Origin of the sequence: Paenibacillus filicis (genome assembly GCF_038070315.1) — a bacterium.
Taxonomy (GTDB): domain Bacteria; phylum Bacillota; class Bacilli; order Paenibacillales; family NBRC-103111; genus Paenibacillus_G; species Paenibacillus_G filicis.
Genome location: NZ_JBBPCC010000007.1, coordinates 217,730 through 234,527, shown reverse-complemented (window position 1 = coordinate 234,527; position 16,798 = coordinate 217,730). Strand labels below are relative to the sequence as shown.

At 49.7% G+C, this 16,798-nt stretch carries 17 protein-coding genes; 16 read left to right on the top strand and 1 reads right to left on the bottom strand.

The window, feature by feature from the left end; all coding sequences use genetic code 11:
* The first annotated feature begins 104 nt into the window (after positions 1 to 104).
* Positions 105 to 1,439, top strand: coding sequence for an APC family permease (locus WMW72_RS13375; protein ID WP_341415977.1), 1,335 nt, complete (start codon positions 105 to 107; stop codon positions 1,437 to 1,439).
* A gap of 60 nt (positions 1,440 to 1,499) precedes the next feature.
* Here WMW72_RS13375 and msrA read toward each other — a convergent pair whose 3' ends face one another.
* Positions 1,500 to 2,063 carry a peptide-methionine (S)-S-oxide reductase MsrA gene (gene msrA, locus WMW72_RS13370; RefSeq protein WP_341415976.1) on the bottom strand — a complete coding sequence of 188 codons (564 nt, stop codon included), beginning with the start codon at positions 2,061 to 2,063 and terminating at the stop codon, positions 1,500 to 1,502.
* 222 nt (positions 2,064 to 2,285) lie between these two features.
* Here msrA and WMW72_RS13365 point away from each other — a divergent pair, with 222 nt between their 5' ends.
* The 15 genes from WMW72_RS13365 to WMW72_RS13295 all read left to right on the top strand — a co-directional run bounded on the left by WMW72_RS13365 (position 2,286) and on the right by WMW72_RS13295 (position 16,778).
* On the top strand, positions 2,286 to 3,413 hold the full coding sequence (locus tag WMW72_RS13365; protein ID WP_341415975.1) for an NAD(P)/FAD-dependent oxidoreductase: 1,128 nt from the start codon (positions 2,286 to 2,288) through the stop codon (positions 3,411 to 3,413).
* Positions 3,414 to 3,695: 282 nt separating this feature from the next.
* Positions 3,696 to 4,601, top strand: a complete 906-nt coding sequence (locus WMW72_RS13360) for an NAD(P)/FAD-dependent oxidoreductase (RefSeq protein WP_341415974.1) — start codon at positions 3,696 to 3,698, stop codon at positions 4,599 to 4,601.
* 102 nt (positions 4,602 to 4,703) lie between these two features.
* Positions 4,704 to 5,279 (top strand): TetR/AcrR family transcriptional regulator, encoded by a 576-nt coding sequence (locus WMW72_RS13355; RefSeq protein ID WP_341415973.1) that lies wholly within the window; start codon positions 4,704 to 4,706, stop codon positions 5,277 to 5,279.
* Between the two features lie 349 nt (positions 5,280 to 5,628).
* The gene (locus tag WMW72_RS13350; RefSeq protein WP_341415972.1) at positions 5,629 to 6,450 is read left to right on the top strand and encodes an enoyl-CoA hydratase/isomerase family protein; all 822 of its coding nucleotides are present in this window, start codon (positions 5,629 to 5,631) and stop codon (positions 6,448 to 6,450) included.
* A gap of 117 nt (positions 6,451 to 6,567) precedes the next feature.
* Positions 6,568 to 7,380, top strand: coding sequence for a helix-turn-helix domain-containing protein (locus WMW72_RS13345; protein WP_341415971.1), 813 nt, complete (start codon positions 6,568 to 6,570; stop codon positions 7,378 to 7,380).
* Between the two features lie 162 nt (positions 7,381 to 7,542).
* Positions 7,543 to 8,856, top strand: coding sequence for an NtaA/DmoA family FMN-dependent monooxygenase (locus WMW72_RS13340; RefSeq protein ID WP_341415970.1), 1,314 nt, complete (start codon positions 7,543 to 7,545; stop codon positions 8,854 to 8,856).
* A gap of 54 nt (positions 8,857 to 8,910) precedes the next feature.
* Positions 8,911 to 9,942 carry an ABC transporter substrate-binding protein gene (locus WMW72_RS13335; RefSeq protein WP_341415969.1) on the top strand — a complete coding sequence of 344 codons (1,032 nt, stop codon included), beginning with the start codon at positions 8,911 to 8,913 and terminating at the stop codon, positions 9,940 to 9,942.
* A 15-nt stretch (positions 9,943 to 9,957) separates the two neighbouring features.
* Entirely contained in the window at positions 9,958 to 10,962 is a 1,005-nt protein-coding gene (locus WMW72_RS13330; protein WP_341415968.1) for a FecCD family ABC transporter permease, read from the top strand.
* Positions 10,959 to 11,999: a FecCD family ABC transporter permease gene (locus WMW72_RS13325; protein ID WP_341415967.1), complete on the top strand. Its 1,041-nt coding sequence runs from the start codon at positions 10,959 to 10,961 to the stop codon at positions 11,997 to 11,999. The genes WMW72_RS13330 and WMW72_RS13325 overlap by 4 nt, the downstream gene beginning before the upstream one ends.
* Before the next feature lie 20 nt (positions 12,000 to 12,019).
* Positions 12,020 to 13,051 (top strand): NAD(P)/FAD-dependent oxidoreductase, encoded by a 1,032-nt coding sequence (locus WMW72_RS13320; protein ID WP_341415966.1) that lies wholly within the window; start codon positions 12,020 to 12,022, stop codon positions 13,049 to 13,051.
* 117 nt (positions 13,052 to 13,168) lie between these two features.
* Positions 13,169 to 13,903 carry a winged helix-turn-helix domain-containing protein gene (locus WMW72_RS13315; RefSeq protein WP_341415965.1) on the top strand — a complete coding sequence of 245 codons (735 nt, stop codon included), beginning with the start codon at positions 13,169 to 13,171 and terminating at the stop codon, positions 13,901 to 13,903.
* Between the two features lie 146 nt (positions 13,904 to 14,049).
* Complete coding sequence (locus WMW72_RS13310) at positions 14,050 to 14,994, top strand: NADP-dependent oxidoreductase (protein WP_341415964.1); 945 nt, start codon at positions 14,050 to 14,052, stop codon at positions 14,992 to 14,994.
* A 141-nt stretch (positions 14,995 to 15,135) separates the two neighbouring features.
* A complete protein-coding gene (locus tag WMW72_RS13305) occupies positions 15,136 to 15,447 on the top strand; it encodes a hypothetical protein (protein ID WP_341415963.1) in 312 nt (103 codons plus the stop codon).
* A gap of 158 nt (positions 15,448 to 15,605) precedes the next feature.
* Positions 15,606 to 15,986 (top strand): MerR family transcriptional regulator, encoded by a 381-nt coding sequence (locus tag WMW72_RS13300; RefSeq protein WP_341415962.1) that lies wholly within the window; start codon positions 15,606 to 15,608, stop codon positions 15,984 to 15,986.
* Between the two features lie 30 nt (positions 15,987 to 16,016).
* Positions 16,017 to 16,778, top strand: coding sequence for an SDR family oxidoreductase (locus WMW72_RS13295; RefSeq protein WP_341415961.1), 762 nt, complete (start codon positions 16,017 to 16,019; stop codon positions 16,776 to 16,778).
* Positions 16,779 to 16,798: the final 20 nt, after the last annotated feature.

Sequence of the window (16,798 nt, the reverse complement as noted above, 5' to 3'; positions counted from 1 at the left end):
AAATTAAACTTGACTTTTTTCAAAAATCGCTGCAAAAATGTTAGGTATGATGACGCGAGTGTTTGATTGCGAAGAGCAGAAGGAACAACAGAGGAGGATGAGCGATGTCAGAGTCTATCACGTTAAAGCGAAACTTGACCTTGTATCATGTGGTGAGTATGGGTCTGGCTTGGATGTCCCCGATGATTTTTTTCACCAGCTTCGGTGTCTTGCATGAAGGTTCCGGAGGTATGCTGCTGGCGGCCTATGTGCTTGCGTTCGCAGCGATCTTGTTTACGGCCGTCAGCTACGGACAGATGGCCAAGGCCTTTCCGGTATCCGGATCAGCGTACACGTATGTAACGAAAGCGATGAACCCGTTCCTGGGTTTTCTGGTCGGGTGGGCGATTCTGCTTGATTACTTGTTCTCCTGCATCATCGCGGTACTGATGTTCGGGATCAATCTGGAGGCACAATTCCCGTCCGTACCGTTAGCCTTCTGGGTTGTGCTGCTGACCTTGATCGTGATGGTGGTCAATATTATCGGGATCAAAGCCTCGGCCAACGTTAACAAAGTGTTCGTGCTGCTGCAGATTGCGTTTATCGCCGGATTTTGCTCCATGCTGGTGTACAAAGCGATGCAAGGCGGTCTCACAGCGGGTCTGAACCCCTTGGCGCATACCGAAGGCGTCTCCTTCTCGGCAATCCTGGCCGGAGCTTCCCTCGTTTGTTTTTCCTTCCTCGGTTTTGACTCGATCACCACAATGGCTGAAGAAACCAAGGACCCCAAGAAGACCATTCCGCGAGCAATCATGATCATCGTGCTGCTGGCGGGCCTCATGTACTTCATCACCGCATATCTAATCCAACAGATGTACCCTGGATTTACGTTCCAGAATGCCGATTCGGCCGGATTTGAGCTGATGGGAACCATCGGCGGGGGATTGCTGGCCTCAATCTTCACATTCGTCATTATTTTCTCGATTCTATCCCAGGCGATGTCCTCGATGACCACCGTGACCCGCATGCTGTTCGTGATGGGAAGATCATCCTTGCTGCCTAGCCGAACCTTCGGTTCCATCCATCCCCGGTTCCGCACGCCCGTCTTTAATATCATCCTTGCTAGCATCGTTTCCTTATCGGCCTTGTTCATCAGTCTCGAGACCGCCATCAAGTTCGTTAATTTCGGCGCGCTGACCGCCTTTCTGTTTGTGAATCTTTCGGTTATCTTTCACTACATCGTGAAGCGGAAGCAGTCCCGGCCGCAAGACTTGGTCGTCAGACTGCTTTGTCCGTTAATCGGCGCAGCCTTCGTCTTTTACCTGATTACGCTGCTCGATCTGTCCTCCTTGCTGCTAGGCTCCGGTTGGCTGCTCGCCGGTCTGATTTACTATATGGCCAGAGGCTGGGCACGATCCGGACAGCGGGTTGTTCTAACTGAGGTAGAGAAGGCGGTCTGATGAAGGGACATAACGTTAAAAAAGCGACCCTCAGCAGGTCGCTTTTTGTCGTTGCAGATATTACTTGCTCCAATACTTCTCGATGATGGCATCGCGGCCGGAATACACGCGAGATTCCTTGTAATACTTCGGATCCTTCTTGTGAAAATTCTGGTGATACTCTTCAGCCGGATAAAAGACGGACGCTTCCTCGATCGCCGTCACAACAGGCTTGTCGAAACGTCCGCTTTGGTCGAGCTTTTCCCGGGAACGGGCAGCCGCCAGACGCTGTTCTTCATTGTGATATAGAATCGCGGCGCGGTATTGACTCGTGCGATCATTGCCTTGGCCCGTTGCATCTGTAGGGTCAATCTGCGGCCAATACAGCTCAAGTAGCTTCTCATAAGGGAAGATCGACGGATCGAATGTGATTTGTACCACTTCCAGATGCCCGGTTTCTCCGGTTAATACCTGCTCATAGGTAGGATTCTCTACGGTGCCGCCCATGTAACCGGACACGATGCCATGTATCCCCGGCTGTTCCTCGAACGGCGTGACCATGCACCAGAAGCATCCTCCGGCAAACGTTGCTTTGTGTAACACATAAATTCCCCATTCCTGCGAGTATATATGGACATGCTGCATATGTGTATAAGTAATTATTATAGTAACTTTTTTAAAAGAAGTCTACGGGTTCAAATTGGTATGCAGCCTGCAGTTGGGGGGGGGGTTATTTACATAATAAAAATTATGTTATCTTATGAATAACTTCGATTCATTTGCTCACCAAAGATTCTTATCATACTTGAAACAAGTATAGCGATCTTCGGTATAATGGATACAGGACTTCAGGAAAGGAATGTCAGTATGAAGAAAGTGATTGTCATAGGCTCGGGGATTCTGGGAGCCTCCACTGCTTATCAATTAGCCAAGCTGGGGGCAGAAGTTCTCATCCTGGACCGTCAAGATCCTGGACAGGCTACGGATGCCGCAGCCGGCATAATATGCCCGTGGCTGTCTCAGCGGCGCAATCAGGCCTGGTACCGGCTGGCCAAGGCGGGCGCGCGATTTTATCCGGAATTGATGGAGGAGCTAAGGGGCGAGGGAGAAACGGAGACGGGCTATGCGCAGGTCGGCTCTCTGAGCATTCATGACGATGAGGGGAAAATCGCTAAGATGGAGGAGAGGGCCCATCTGCGAAAAGCCGATGCGCCGGAAATCGGCAACATTGTCCGATTGGATGATAGGGAAACCCATGAACGTTTTCCTTTGTTGGCCGAAGGCTATCAGGCTGTCCATATAAGCGGTGCCGCGAGGGTAGATGGTCGGGCGCTGCGCGATGCGCTGCTCCGGTCGGCCCAAAGAAACGGTGCCGTGCTTATGCATGGAGATGCTTCGCTTCTCTATCAGTCCAACCGCGTCACAGGAGCAGCTGTAGGGGAGAGGAGCTTCTTGGCGGATGAGGTGATTGTTTGCGCAGGCGCATGGGCCAATCAGCTGCTGCTGCCCTTGGGCATTCTCTTTCGAGTTAGCTATCAGAAAGCGCAAATCATGCACGTTCAGCTTCCCGATGGACAAGACACCGGCATCTGGCCTGTCGTCATGCCGCCCTCGGATCAATATTTGCTGGCCTTCGATCGGCAGAAGATCGTCATAGGGGCCACGCATGAGAACGACATAGATGGCTATGATACCAGGGTAACGGCAGGCGGCATGCAGGAAATTTTGAATAAAGGGCTGGAATGGGCGCCGGGCTTGGCTAACAGTACGTTTCAGGAGATTCGAGTCGGATTCCGCCCGTTTACCCCCGGCTTTCTTCCGGTGCTGGGCACTGTCCCCGGCTGGGACGGACTTCTGGTAGCCAACGGACTTGGAGCGTCCGGATTGACAATGGGTCCTTTTATAGGTAAACAACTGGCCAAGCTGGCGATGGGGCTGGAGCCGGATATCGATTTGCTGGATTATGAGGTTCGAAAAGCGATGGGTGAAAGCTAATTTTTCTGAATACGCAGTCAGCGGAGTCGGGCGACCCAAGCGATCGTCCCGGTTCTTGCTCTGGACGGCACAGGATTTTATGGCTATCTGGAGCAAACGCTGCTCTGCATCTTGATTAGTAATTTTTTTGAATAGCGACTTGTTTTGTGTGCTTATTAAAGTTATAATAGATCCGTTAAGTCTCTAATTGATGTGATAATGGAACGAGCAAAAATCTGCTAGCGGTATGTTACAGAATAAAGCTCGCATCCTGGTGTAGAAAACTTTGGAGGAGGAACATCAATGATCTATGATTGTGCGATTATCGGCGGAGGTCCTGCCGGACAAAATGCGGCCCTGGTACTGGGCCGGGCAAGACGAAGCGTGGCGCTGCTGGATAACAATCAGCCTCGCAATGCAGTGACTCATGCTTCACACGGGTATCTGACCCGGGACGGTATCACACCTAGCGAGTTCCGGCGCATCGCTAGTGAGCAGCTGAAATCGTATCCGTCGGTGGAGGAGCATGTGGTACGGGTTACGGACATTCGCAAGCTGGATGGCGGATTCGAGGTATTCATGGAAAGCGGCCATTCAATCCGCTCCCGCAAGCTCCTGATCGCGACCGGTCTGAAGGAAATTCTGCCGGATATTCCGGGAGTCAAGGAGATGTATGGAACCAGCTTGTTCCACTGCCCTTACTGTGATGGATGGGAGCTTCGCGATCAGCCGCTGATCTTGATGGGGGATGATTCCAAGGTGTATCACCTGGCCAAGCTGCTCTATCAATGGAGCCGGGATCTGGTCGTCTGCACACAAGGACAAGCTGTGCTGTCCGACGAGCAAAAACGGGTGTTGGCTGACCGGCATATTCAAGTAACGGAGCAAACGATCGCCGCGTTCCATGGCAGCGGGGGGCAGCTCCGCGAAGTGGAATTCACCGACGGTTCACGGATCGCCAGAACGGGTGGCTTCATCATGCCGGAGCGGGTGACACAGACGAGTTTCCGTGAATCGCTCGGCTATGAACCGACGGAGCTCGGAGGAATCCGAACCGATGAGACAGGCAAGAGTAGCGTACCTGGCTTGTTCGCCGCTGGAGAAGCAGCTCCCGGTGCTCCATCGCAGCTGATCGTGGCCGCGGCGCAAGGCAGTCTGGCGGCGGTAAGCATCAATGTGGAGCTGATGGAAGAAGACTTTGGGGTATAGGTAAGGATACAATCTCATTCTATTCGCGACCGATCGTTCAAAAAAGTTCTTGACCGGTCGGTCGAAATATGCTAAATTTGCTTGGAAAGGAGGTCGAGGGAGTTGGCTCGGTCAAAGGAATTCAACGAAGATGTCGTTTTGCTTAAAGCTATGCGGTTATTCTGGGAGCAGGGCTACGAGAAAACCTCCATGACGGAATTGGTCTCCCATATGGGCATTCATAAAGGGAGTATCTATGATACCTTTGGTGATAAGCAATCCTTATATACCCAGGCTTTGAGACGCTATAGCGAGATGTTAGAGCAATTGGCTAGGCACCGTCTGAATGATGCCCAATCATCCAAGGATGCCATCCGATTGTTATTTGAAATGGCAATCCAGCGGGTTGATGACAATCCCGAGGGTTGTTTCATGGTGAATACTGCTGTTGAAGTAGCTAAAATGGATCCCGAGGCGAAGAAGTGGGTTCATCTGAATTGGGCGCGTACCGAGCATGTCATACGCGAGCTTATCGTCCAAGGACAGCTGTCGGGTGAGTTTTCCAAGACGCTTGATGCCGAATCCCTGTCCTATTTTTTCAATAATGCGTTAGTAGGTCTTCGCGTTATGGTTAAGACGATATCGGACAAGGAAAAGTTAAATCAAATTATGGAGACGACTTTAGCTGTATTAGAGTGAGGCGTGAGGCTTGATGGAAAGGTGGGTCTCATTGCAGGCAGTTTCACTGGGAGAGCCCATCTACCATGAACTCTAATTCACCTGAGAATTTTTTTTCTCAATTCTTGAACGAACGTTCAAAAAAGAGGCATAGTCATGGAAGGTATAACGGAGAAGCTTACGAATCGAATCGGCGGATTGATAGTTATATACCCATTCTTGAACGATTGTTCAAGAATGTAAATCCGAATGTAATGGTTCATGAGCATCAGGGTAGCAGCGAATTTGTTCATACATGCATAGAAGTGATCTGCTTGCAAGTCTATCTCGATAAACGACATAAATCCATTGATGAAGAGGAGAATATTCGATGAGTACGCATCAACAATTTACCGTAAACCGCAAAACATCCGCTTACTGGCGTGTAACCTTCCATAACCCGCCGCTCAATCTTATTGACCCGGATTCGGTGTATGAGCTGCTAACGCTCATGGATCAAATCGAGGCGGATCCTGATCTGAAGGTCGTCGTGTTCGACAGTGCAGACCCCGATTATTTCATAGCGCATTACGACATGTCGCGCGCTGGAGAAAAGCAGAAGGGCCCTAGGGAGAGCGAACTGCCAGCATGGATTGACTTTACGACAAGGCTTGCCAAAACCCCGGTTGTCAGCATAGCGGAAATTCGCGGGAGGGCCCGGGGCATCGGCAGCGAGTTCCTGCTGGCCTGCGATATGCGGTTTGCCAGTCTGGAGAAGGCCGTCTTCGGCCAACCGGAAGTAGCCGTCGGCGTAGTGCCGGGCGGCGGGGCTAACGAGCTGCTGCCACGCTTGGTAGGCCGCGCGAGGGCTCTGGAGATCATCTTAAGCGCTGATGACTACGATGCCCAAACGGCTGAGCGCTATGGCTGGATCAATCGAGCGATTCCTGACGCAGAATTGGAAGGCATCGTGGAAGAGTTAGTGCGAAGAATATCGTCCTTCGATAAACAGACACTAAGCGACGCCAAGCGGCTTCTTACTCGTAGTGGAACGCCGGATGCGTCCGAGCTGCTCGAATCTCGTGCAGCCTTTATTTCTGGAGCTTCGTCGAAGAGTACTTTGGAGAAATTGCCGAAGGTATTCGCCCAAGGTCTGGGCAAGCGTACAGACTTCGAGCTGAGTCTAGGTCATTCTCTAGGAAATCTGGAGTAATCGTCGGCGCTGGTTTTCATCATAGATTACGATAAATACCCCTTGATGATTTATTTCAAGGGGTATTTTGTGATATTTTATTAGGATTAGCCAGATGAGAGGGGGAGAGATCGGATCATGGTCCATGTTGATCAATTGGCAGAGGCTATAGCCGGCTGCTCTTATGAGATCAAGGAAGTTTACCGTCTGGTCATTCAGCCGAAAAGTGTACTGCCTGAATTTCGAACAGAGAAGTACGGCTTTCTGTTCATGATTCAGGGAGGAGCCAGAATACGTGTGAACGGCGTTGTCTATGAATTGCAGCCGGGCTCCGTATTTCACGCGGCGCCTTTGATGCAAATGGATTCACGGGTTATAGGCGATTCCGAATTGGAGTACTACTCGGTGTTTTACAGCCCGAATAAGGAAAGCGACAAGGAGCATGTATATAACGCTCATTTCAAGCTCGAGCATGGTGCGCTTCCAAGAATCATGGATTTGCTGCTGATGCTTCATGAGCATGTCCGTACACCTGGAGGGATGGGGAAGCTTCGTGTCAAGGAATTGTTTCTGAGCATTATGCATCAAGTCTTAGTGAGCCATATGCATCACAGCCGCGACATTTCACCAAGTAAAAAGGTCATCGATGATGCGATTGCCTATATCAAAAAACATTACATGGACACGCTGACGCTCGATGAGCTGGCGGAGCTGCATGCGATGCATCCGAAGCAATTTTCATATTTCTTCCACAAGTACACGGGATTCCGCCCGATTGACTATGTCATCCATTATCGGATGGAAAGAGCTAGAGAGCTGCTGCAGACGGGGAATTTTCCTATCCGCGATATTGCGGCCAGTGTCGGCTACCCGAATCCCTTATATTTCAGCAGGCTGTTCAAAAAGAAATTCGGGATTAGCCCTTCTTCCTATCCAGAGAAGGATGAATAACGCTTCATAGTTATCACTTTCTGAGACTGAACGTAGATAATTGTTCATGTCGCATTTGCTATTTGTGTATTTTCATTTGATAGTGTCCTTGCTACACTATACCGAGATAATGATAATCATTATTAATTGGTACCTGTATTTCGACAAGGAAGGTGGATGTAAATGGCTGCAAAGCGGCAATTATGCATCGGGTTTTCGTTATCGACAACCTGGATGAAGGGGCCAGGCTGGCGGCATCCGGACAGCGAGGTGGAGAAAATGGCTTCGATTGATTTTTATATCGAGTTGGCCAAGCGAGCGGAAAAGGCCAAGCTCGATTTTCTATTTCGAGCCGATTATCTGTATGTCAACCCGCAAATGATCGGGAACGCGGCGAGCTATGGCAGTCCGGATCCTACGCTGATGTTTGCTGCGATAGCGCGGGAGACCGAACGAATCGGGCTCGTCACGACAGTGTCTACGAGCTTCAACCCGCCTTATGTGGTCGCGAGACAGCTTCAGTCCCTGCACTGGCTTAGTCGTGGACGCGTCGGCTGGAATATTGTGACCTCGATCGAAGGGGCAGAAAACTTCGGAGATTCGCCCATGCCGTCTCCAGAGGAGAGATATGCCAAGGCACGAGAGTTCACGGAGGTGGTTCTTAAGCTGTGGGATAGCTTCCCCCATGAAGCGGTTCGTGTTGATCGAGAATCGGGTGTCTTCATCGATATGAATCAAGTGAAGGCGATCGATCACTCGGGCAAGTTTTTCAGTGTGAGAGGTCCGCTAACCCTACCCGGACTCCAAGCAGGCAGCATACCGCTATTTCAAGCAGGAGCTTCGGATACGGGGCGAAATTTCGCTTCTTCGCTGGCTGATGCGATTTTTGCCGCCATACCGGATTTGGAATCGGGGGTAGAGCTGCGTAAGGACTTGAGAAGACGCGCACAGGAGCAGGGGCGAAGCGGGGACGATCTTAGAGTTCTGCCCGGTCTACATTTCTTCCTGGGCGATACGCGCGAGGAAGCTTATGAGTTGTACAAAGCTGCGCATGCCCATATGAGCTTTGAACGCAGGAATGCAGCTCTGATTCATGTTATGGGCCTTGATCTAAGCGGATTTGCAGGGGAGGCCCGTGTGACGGCGGACATGCTGCCAGACCCGGATCTGCCTGTTCGCAGCCGCACGCATGCGGAGCTATTACGCCAGTACATTGCCAAGCATGAACCTACCGTAGAAGAAGTATTGTCCCGGCCGGAAGTGCTTGGATCGGCTCATTGGGTATCGATCGGCACGGCCGAGGATGTACTCGCTGATATTATGCAGCATGTAGAAGCAGGCGCTATAGATGGATTTATTGCTCTGCCTGGCGGTTCGGAGGCTTCGATGCAGTTATTCTTTGATGAATTGATGCCGCGGCTGGTGGAGCAGGGCTTGTTCAGAAGCGAATATACGGGCACAACGCTCAAGGAGCACCTAGGTATAACTAGACAATGATAATGATTATCGTTATCATAAAAATGTGGAGATGTGGAAGGAGTAAAACGAATCATGAAGAAACGCTGGATGTTCTTGGGGTCTATGGTCCTGTTCTTGCTTCTGATGACGGCTTGCGGAGGAAATAAGCAGCAGGCACCTGTATCCAATGGTGCAAGCAACAGCGGACAATCCGCATCTCAGTTAGAGAAAAAAGGAGCGAACGACGCTAAGGAGGAGAAAAAGGACCAGGCAGCAAGCGAGACTAGAACGATTGAATATTTGGGTCAAAGCTACACGGTTCCTAAGCATGTAGAAAAAATTGTGATCACCGGTGCAATGGAAGCGATGGAGGATGCGGCTTCACTGGATGTACATCCCATAGGGGCGATCTCGATAGGCGGCAAGTTCCCTGAAATCTTTGCCTCGATAACGGTAAAATCGGAATCGATCGGTGAGAAGATTCAGCCGAACTTGGAGAAAATTTTGCAATTGAAGCCGGATGTTATTTTGGGATCGACCAAATTCAAGAAGGATGTACATGAGAAGCTGCAAAAAATTGCACCTACGATCTTGGTTTCCCATATTTCCACCGATTGGGAAGCGAACTTGCAGCTTATGGGCAAGCTTTCCGGCAAGGAAGCCAAGGCGGAGCAGATCATTGCCAAGTATAAGGCAGACAGCCAAGCTGCCAAATCCACGCTGCAAGAAAAGCTGAAGGGGAAGACGGTTGCGGCCATTCGAATTCGCAGCACACAAACCTACGTCTATCCGAAGGATGTGTACTTTAATCCTGTGCTGTACGATGAAATCGGTCTGGATGTACCTGAAGCGGTAAAGAAGGCCAGGACCCAAGAGGTGATTTCAGTCGAGCAGCTGGCGGAAATGAACCCGGACTATTTGTTTATCCAATTTTCGACGAGTGAAAATAGCGAGACTCAGAGTGCCTACGAAGAGTTGAAAAAGAATGCAATCTTCCAGAATATTGCGGCCGTCAAGAATGGGCATCTGTTTATGAATGTCGTAGATCCATTGCTAGAGGGCGGACCAGCCTTCAGCCGGGCGATATTCCTCGAAACGATCATGAAGCAGCTGAAGCAGAACTAGAATGGAGCGGGAGCAATGTGCTCATGGTTATTCAAAACATGCATCCGGACCGGCTTCATTCTCGTGTTATTTGCTATCACCATTGCCATTTCGGTCTCATTAGGTTCGAAAGCGATCAATTATACGACCGTATGGGATTCCTTGTTTCATTATGATGCTCAAAATATGCAGCATTTGATTATTCATAAGTCAAGATTGCCGCGCGTACTGGGTGCCCTGCTGATCGGGGGCTTCCTGGCGGTCTCAGGCGCTCTCATGCAGGGGATGACAAGAAATTATCTAGCCTCCCCCTCCATTATGGGGATTTCCGACGGCTCAGCGTTTGCGATTACACTGTGTATGATTCAATTGCCGGGTGCATCTTCGACGACGTTGATTGTCTTTTCTTTAATAGGCTCGGCACTCGGCGCTTTATTGGTTTTCTCGATTGCCAGGCTACTGCCTAATGGCATGTCACCTCTTACCTTGGCCATTCTAGGGACGATCATCGGAACGTTCCTGAGTGGCATCTCGCAAGCTCTGGCTACCTACTATCAGGTTTCACAAAACATTAGCTTCTGGTATAACGCCAGACTGCATCAAATGGACCCGACGATGATCAAATGGACGATTCCGTTCGCCATTGTCGGGCTGGTGCTGGCAGCTGTGGTGTCCCGTTCGATCACAGCGTCATCACTTGGGGAAGAGGTTGCCCAAGGACTAGGGATCAACGTGGTACTGATGAAGGTCTTGACGATGCTCAGTGTCGTGATTCTGACGGGGATATCGGTAGCGATGGCAGGCAAAATTGCCTTTATTGGGCTGGTCATTCCCCATATAACAAGATTTCTTGTCGGGCAGGACTACCGAAAAATTATTTTGTATGCAGCCATTATCGGTGCGTTGTTCCTCGCCTGGTCAGATGTCATCAGCCGGCAGTTAAATCATCCGTTCGAAACCCCGGTTGGCGTGGTCACAGCGCTTGTTGGTGTACCTTACTTCCTGTATCTAATCAGGACGAGGGGAGGAAGAAGCGCATGAGCCGATTCCAGCACCAGACCCGCTTCTGGATTGTGCTGATGACAGCGGTGATCTTGTCGATTGCGGTGATGTATATCAGTGTTACGAATGGAACCTTCGATATATCGGCGCTGGATGTGCTGAAGACGCTGTTCCGTATTCATACTGGCGGGGACTATGATTTAGTCGTATTTGATTTCCGGCTTCCGCGTATTGTCATTGGAGCGCTGGTCGGCCTTGCTCTCGGGATTGCCGGAGCAGTCCTGCAGGGAATGACGCGCAATCAGCTGGCAGATCCGGGAATTCTCGGTATTCATGCCGCGGCAGGCATGAGCATTGTACTCTATATGTTTGTTGTTCAAGGTACGTTGAAGGGGGCTGGCTGGCTGACCGTGATGTCGATGCCGGTTTTCGGCTGGATTGGCGGGACGGCAGCCGCAATACTGCTTCTGCTGTTCGCCCGTCATCGAGGCGTGATCGATCCTCAGCGATTGATTTTGGTAGGGATAGCCTTTGCCTCCGGCTTTGGAGCCGTTACCTTGTATGTGTCGCTTAAAATGGACCCGAAGGATTTTGAGATGGCGACCGTATGGCTTGCCGGCAGTATCTATAGCTCGAACTGGGTGCAGGTGTTGGCGGTGCTTCCTTGGCTGGTGCTGCTAGTCCCCATCCTCTGGTGGAAATCCTACAGATTGGATCTTCTGCAGCTGGATGAGACGACCGTTGCCGGCATTGGTTTGCGGAAAGACAGGGAGCGAATGATCTTTCTCTTAGGCTGCGTGGGGCTTGTCAGCGCGTGTGTAGCCGTATCAGGAAGCATTGGCTTCGTTGGGCTGATTGCCCCTCATCTTACCCGAAGATTGGTGGGCATTCCACATAGATATGTAATCCCTGTCAGCGGCGCTGTAGGCATGCTGATGGTTCTTGCTGCTGATTTTATCGGCAGGACGATCTTTGCTCCTGCTGAATTGCCTGTAGGGATCGTCATCTCGATTATCGGTGTGCCTTATTTTATATTCCTATTGACGAGAAAAAGAAGGCCGCAAGGAGCTAAGTAAAGCCTAGAGGAGGAATTTGGATGTTGGATGTAACGATTATTGGCGGAGGACCTGCGGGATTGTTTGCCTCGTTTTACAGCGGATTACGGGAGATGAAGACCAAGATCATCGAGTTTCAGCCTCATCTCGGCGGGAAGGTTCATGTCTATCCAGAGAAAATGATATGGGATATAGGGGGTCTAACACCTGTACCCGGTTCGCAGCTAATCGAGCAGCTGGTTGCACAAGGCATGACGTTTCAACCTGAGGTTGTACTGGGGGAGAAGGTTACCTCTATCGTGAAGAGCCGCGAAGGCCACTTTATCCTGCACACGGCGTCCAACCAGCAGCATCTTTCCAAAACCGTCATCTTGGCAGTCGGCGGAGGTATCCTGAAGCCGATCAAGCTGGAAATCGAAGGTGCAGAGCGGTTTGAAGTGACGAATCTGCACTACACGGTCAAGTCGCTGGCGCGCTTTAAAGGAAAAACCGTGCTGATTTCGGGCGGCGGAAATGCGGCAATCGATTGGGCGAATGAATTGGAGCCGCTGGCTAAGCAGGTGTACTTGACCTATCGGAAGGATACGCTGAAAGGACATGAGGCTGAAATATCCCGCTTGGAGAACAGCACGGTGAAGTGCTTGCTTAACACGACGATCGAGAAGCTGGTAGCAGCTTCCAATCATGAAAAGATCGAGACCGTCCTCCTGAAGGATCATGAAGGGGAAATGATGGAGCTGGCCGTAGATGAAGTCATTATTAATCACGGCTATGAGCGGGACAAGGAACTGCTCCATAACAGCGAAGTGAAGATAGAGATGAAGGATTACTGGATTGCAGGCTCTGTCATGAGTGAAACCTCCGTTCCGGGCCTTTATGCAGCAGGTGATATTTTGCACCATGAAGGCAAGCTGCACCTGATCGCCGGCGCGTTCCAGGATGCCGCCAATGCCGTGAACAAGGCGAAGCAATACATTTCCCCGGAAGCGAACGCCTATGGCATGGTATCCTCGCATAATGAGCTGTTTACGCAGAAAAATCGGGAGCTGATGAAGGATCTTTATGGGAAATGAGTGAAGCTGTACGCTAATGCTCTAGTGGCTGATAGTAGTAAGAACCTTGGACGGTTGCCCCAGCTTATCTTTGCTGCTTTAATAGGATGATAGGATTCGGAAGAGGGGGCAGGCCGCGTGCAAGGGTTTCGTGACATCAAGCAGCTCATAGACGATGCAGAGGGCTTGAAGGAAGGAGTAGGCTGTGAATCGCCAAGACGTATTGTTTTCATTAGCCCGTTCCCGGCCAGGATTCGACCGCTGGTGATGGAGCTCATGGTTCGTTGTTACGATCTATGTGTATTTCATCATGAGAACGACCCGCTTCTGGCCACGATTCCAAGCGATCTGCTCGTAATTGACCGGTCCGAGACGGCATCGTCTCAGCCGTTGAAGATATCGTCCAACTTCAATTCCGTGCTGCTCCTGGTCGGGGACGAGGAGCAGGCGTTGCCGAGCGGCAGTGATCAGGTCCAGGCTGCACTGGTATGGCCGTGTCCTATACCGGAAGTACTGGAGAAGATCGGTCAGATGGTGGGCCAGCATGCAGCTCTGCTTGAGCCGGATGCCAACCAAGTGCGTTATCAAGATATTACGCTGGACTTGAAGCGGTTCTCCGTTCACAAATCCGGAGTGAGAATCGAGCTGACCAAGAACGAATTTAATCTGCTCCAGATCTTGATTGCCGCTAAGGGAGCCGTGTTGACCCGGGATGAAATCATCAATGAGCTGTGTGGCGTCGATTACTTTGGCGGCAGCAATTTCATCGATGTACATATTAAAAGCCTCCGGCATAAGCTGGAGGTCGACCGTAAAAGGCCAAAGCTGATTTTGACTGTCCGTGGTATAGGCTACCGACTATCCGATGAATAACTTTCATTGACCTCCATGATCCGTGCATGGGGGTTTTATTTTGCCTTGATGCAACTTCATTTTAACTTCATGTTAGAGGATCGATGACAGGCTACAATGGGGTTCAGATTAGCCAATAACATGAAGTGGTGGGGGAGAGACAAGTGATGAGTAAGATGAAAGCTTTATTAGTCGATGTCGAAAAAACGGGATTAGATAGAATTTATTTGGGCGATGTGGAGAGGCCAGTGGTTCGAAAAGGCGAGGTGCTCGTCCAAGTTAAAGCAGTGCCCTTAAGCTCCTGGGAAGAAGACATCGCGTTAAATGATAATCAAGAAGCATTGGCAGAGGAAATCAACAAACATAACGTGAACCTGGGACTAGAATTCAGTGGGATCGTGGAATCCGATGGTGCAAGGTTCAGAAAGGGCGACCGAGTCATAGGCAGCATTCATTTCCTCCAGGACGAGAAGACGTTGTCGGAATACATCTCGGTACATGAAGATTACCTGGCGCTGCTGCCAGCCAGCCTGTCATTTGCAGAAGGTGCCGCTCTGCCGGTCAGTACTGAAACAGCTTACATTGGCTTCATTCAATTGGCCGGTGTATCGAGGAATAAAGAAGTATTAATCATCGGAGCGAATGGAGGGATAGGTGTCTACGCCATCCAATTCGCCAAAGCACACGGCGCCGTGATCACGGCCATCGGGGGAAAAGATTCGCTGGATAAACTCAAGGCGCTAGGAGCTGATGAAGCCTATGACTACCGGGAAGTAGCTGCTAGCGACTTGAGCCGGAAATTTGATATCCTATTCGACTTGAGCAGGACCATGAAGTTTGAGGACGCTCAGCAGTTGCTTCATAAGGACGGTATCTTCGTGAATGCCAACCCTCAGCTCGTTGAGCTTACGCCAGAAACAGCCACGGAGAACAATCCGTATTTATTCGTAGCTCACGGGAAGAGTGAAAATCTTGAAGAGATCTTGCGATACGTCGACGCGAGGCAAATTGTTCCGGTTGTCGAAGCCGTGTATCCGATACAGCAGTTCAAACTAGCCTTCAAGCAGCTGCTCGAAGGAACGCGTCTCGGGAAGATCATCATCGAATTTTAATGGGGAAAAATAGGGGAGGCAAGGCCGTGGGAAAGCATCCGCGGCTCTTTAAGATAACATAATAAAAATTATGTAATCAATTAGAAAGATTGATCCGGGTTGCATGGTGAAGTAGAATGGAAGATTGAAGGAGGTATGGTCATGAGTTCACGTTATCGGATTACTAGAGCGTTTCAAGAAAAGGACGGCTCCGCACAGGTGCTGACTTTGGAGGAATGCAAGCAATATTTTAGCAGCAAACCGGATTTCATCTATTCCTCCGTGTTTACGGTGAAGGGCGAAACGACGATGTCCATCGAAGGGGATTTTTTCATGTGGAGCGGCGGTGGCGATAAGCCGATTCCATTCCGGCATTATCAGGGGGATCTCTACGTATCAGGTACGGATCCGGTCGTCATCCCGAAGATGCTGGAGGTGGCCAGCGAGCTGAGTGCGGATGTGGCGGAAGGGTAGCATCTACAATCAAGTGCTAACAAGGAAAACAAAAGTCACGTCAATCGTGGCTTTTTTATTTTCCCCTCGACAGACTAAAATATTTTTGTTGACTTAAACCATGGTTTAAGTCGTATCCTATTCCTGTCGACATGAAATATAAATTTGGAGGCCTCCAGATGAAGGTTTATTCAATAAGCGAAGCTGCAGCCAAACTCCATATTCCAGAATCAACGATACGCTATTATGAAAAAAAGGGACTATTACCGCAAGTTGAGCGTGACGAAGCTGGAAGGCGGTTATTTTCAGAAGACCTCATCACGTTCCTTGGAATCATTATTTATCTTAAAAACACGCATATGCCAATAAGTAGAATCAAACAATACGTGGATTTGGTAGTAGAGGGAGAAAGCACGATTGAATTGCGGCTTGAAATGATGAAACAACACAAGCAAGCTGTATTAGCTGAGATTGCGCTCATGCATGAAGCCTTAAAAGGAATTGACGTAAAAATTACACGTTATACAACATATACTCAGGAAAGAAAAGCAGCAAAATAAGATGAAAAACAATAGAAAAGAGGAACTAGCATGAAACTTTTCGGTAACACCATTCTGATTACTGGTGGCGGGTCTGGAATCGGATTAGCTTTTGCAGAACGCTTTGTTAAAGCCGGCAATACAGTCATTATTACAGGACGACGTGAACATGTACTCCAAGAAGCGAAAGAAAAATACCCCAGCCTTATTAGGCGTGTAAGTGATTTGGATATGGAGTCCGAGCGCGTAGCCTTGTTTGATTGGGTAACAGCGAACTATCCAGAAGTGAATGTATTAGTTAACAACGCAGGCATACAGCAAGGCTTTAGTGTGTTAAAAGGGGATGCGAAGAACAATTGGAGTTATTACAGTAAAGAGATCACAACCAACCTTGAAGCGCCTTTCCATCTCTCTATGATGTTCGCTCCGTATTTTGCAACCAAAGAAGAGGCGACCATCGTCAACGTAACATCTGGTTTAGCTTTTACACCCTATGTGGTTGTACCCATCTATTCAGCCACAAAAGCTGCGCTTCATTCTTTTACAATGAGTTTAAGATACCAGCTTTCGGATACATCTGTAGAAGTAATTGAGGTTGCCCCTCCGGCAGTGAATACAGACTTAGGTGGAGCGGGAGGACATACGCAGGGTGAACCATTAGATGCCTTCACGGATGGCATTTTTAAAGGACTAGAAGAGGGTAAAACAGAAATTGGATATGGTACTTCGATAAGCCGCTTGCGCATGTCGCGAGATGAAATTGACGAGTACACAGAAAAGTTGTATGAGGCCACGAAAAGTATGATCGAATAACTAGCCTTACGAAAAAGATG

Excerpts from the sequence above, each read along its gene's own strand:
- WMW72_RS13320 (WP_341415966.1), top strand. The coding sequence starts at position 12,020 with ATGTTGGATGTAACGATTATTGGCGGAGGACCTGCGGGATTGTTTGCC.
- WMW72_RS13335 (WP_341415969.1), top strand. The coding sequence starts at position 8,911 with ATGAAGAAACGCTGGATGTTCTTGGGGTCTATGGTCCTGTTCTTGCTT.
- WMW72_RS13305 (WP_341415963.1), top strand. The coding sequence starts at position 15,136 with ATGAGTTCACGTTATCGGATTACTAGAGCGTTTCAAGAAAAGGACGGC.
- WMW72_RS13375 (WP_341415977.1), top strand. The coding sequence starts at position 105 with ATGTCAGAGTCTATCACGTTAAAGCGAAACTTGACCTTGTATCATGTG.
- WMW72_RS13325 (WP_341415967.1), top strand. The coding sequence starts at position 10,959 with ATGAGCCGATTCCAGCACCAGACCCGCTTCTGGATTGTGCTGATGACA.
- msrA (WP_341415976.1), bottom strand. The coding sequence starts at position 2,063 with ATGCAGCATGTCCATATATACTCGCAGGAATGGGGAATTTATGTGTTA.
- WMW72_RS13365 (WP_341415975.1), top strand. The coding sequence starts at position 2,286 with ATGAAGAAAGTGATTGTCATAGGCTCGGGGATTCTGGGAGCCTCCACT.
- WMW72_RS13300 (WP_341415962.1), top strand. The coding sequence starts at position 15,606 with ATGAAGGTTTATTCAATAAGCGAAGCTGCAGCCAAACTCCATATTCCA.
- WMW72_RS13330 (WP_341415968.1), top strand. The coding sequence starts at position 9,958 with ATGTGCTCATGGTTATTCAAAACATGCATCCGGACCGGCTTCATTCTC.
- WMW72_RS13295 (WP_341415961.1), top strand. The coding sequence starts at position 16,017 with ATGAAACTTTTCGGTAACACCATTCTGATTACTGGTGGCGGGTCTGGA.
- WMW72_RS13360 (WP_341415974.1), top strand. The coding sequence starts at position 3,696 with ATGATCTATGATTGTGCGATTATCGGCGGAGGTCCTGCCGGACAAAAT.
- WMW72_RS13310 (WP_341415964.1), top strand. The coding sequence starts at position 14,050 with ATGAGTAAGATGAAAGCTTTATTAGTCGATGTCGAAAAAACGGGATTA.
- WMW72_RS13350 (WP_341415972.1), top strand. The coding sequence starts at position 5,629 with ATGAGTACGCATCAACAATTTACCGTAAACCGCAAAACATCCGCTTAC.
- WMW72_RS13340 (WP_341415970.1), top strand. The coding sequence starts at position 7,543 with ATGGCTGCAAAGCGGCAATTATGCATCGGGTTTTCGTTATCGACAACC.
- WMW72_RS13345 (WP_341415971.1), top strand. The coding sequence starts at position 6,568 with ATGGTCCATGTTGATCAATTGGCAGAGGCTATAGCCGGCTGCTCTTAT.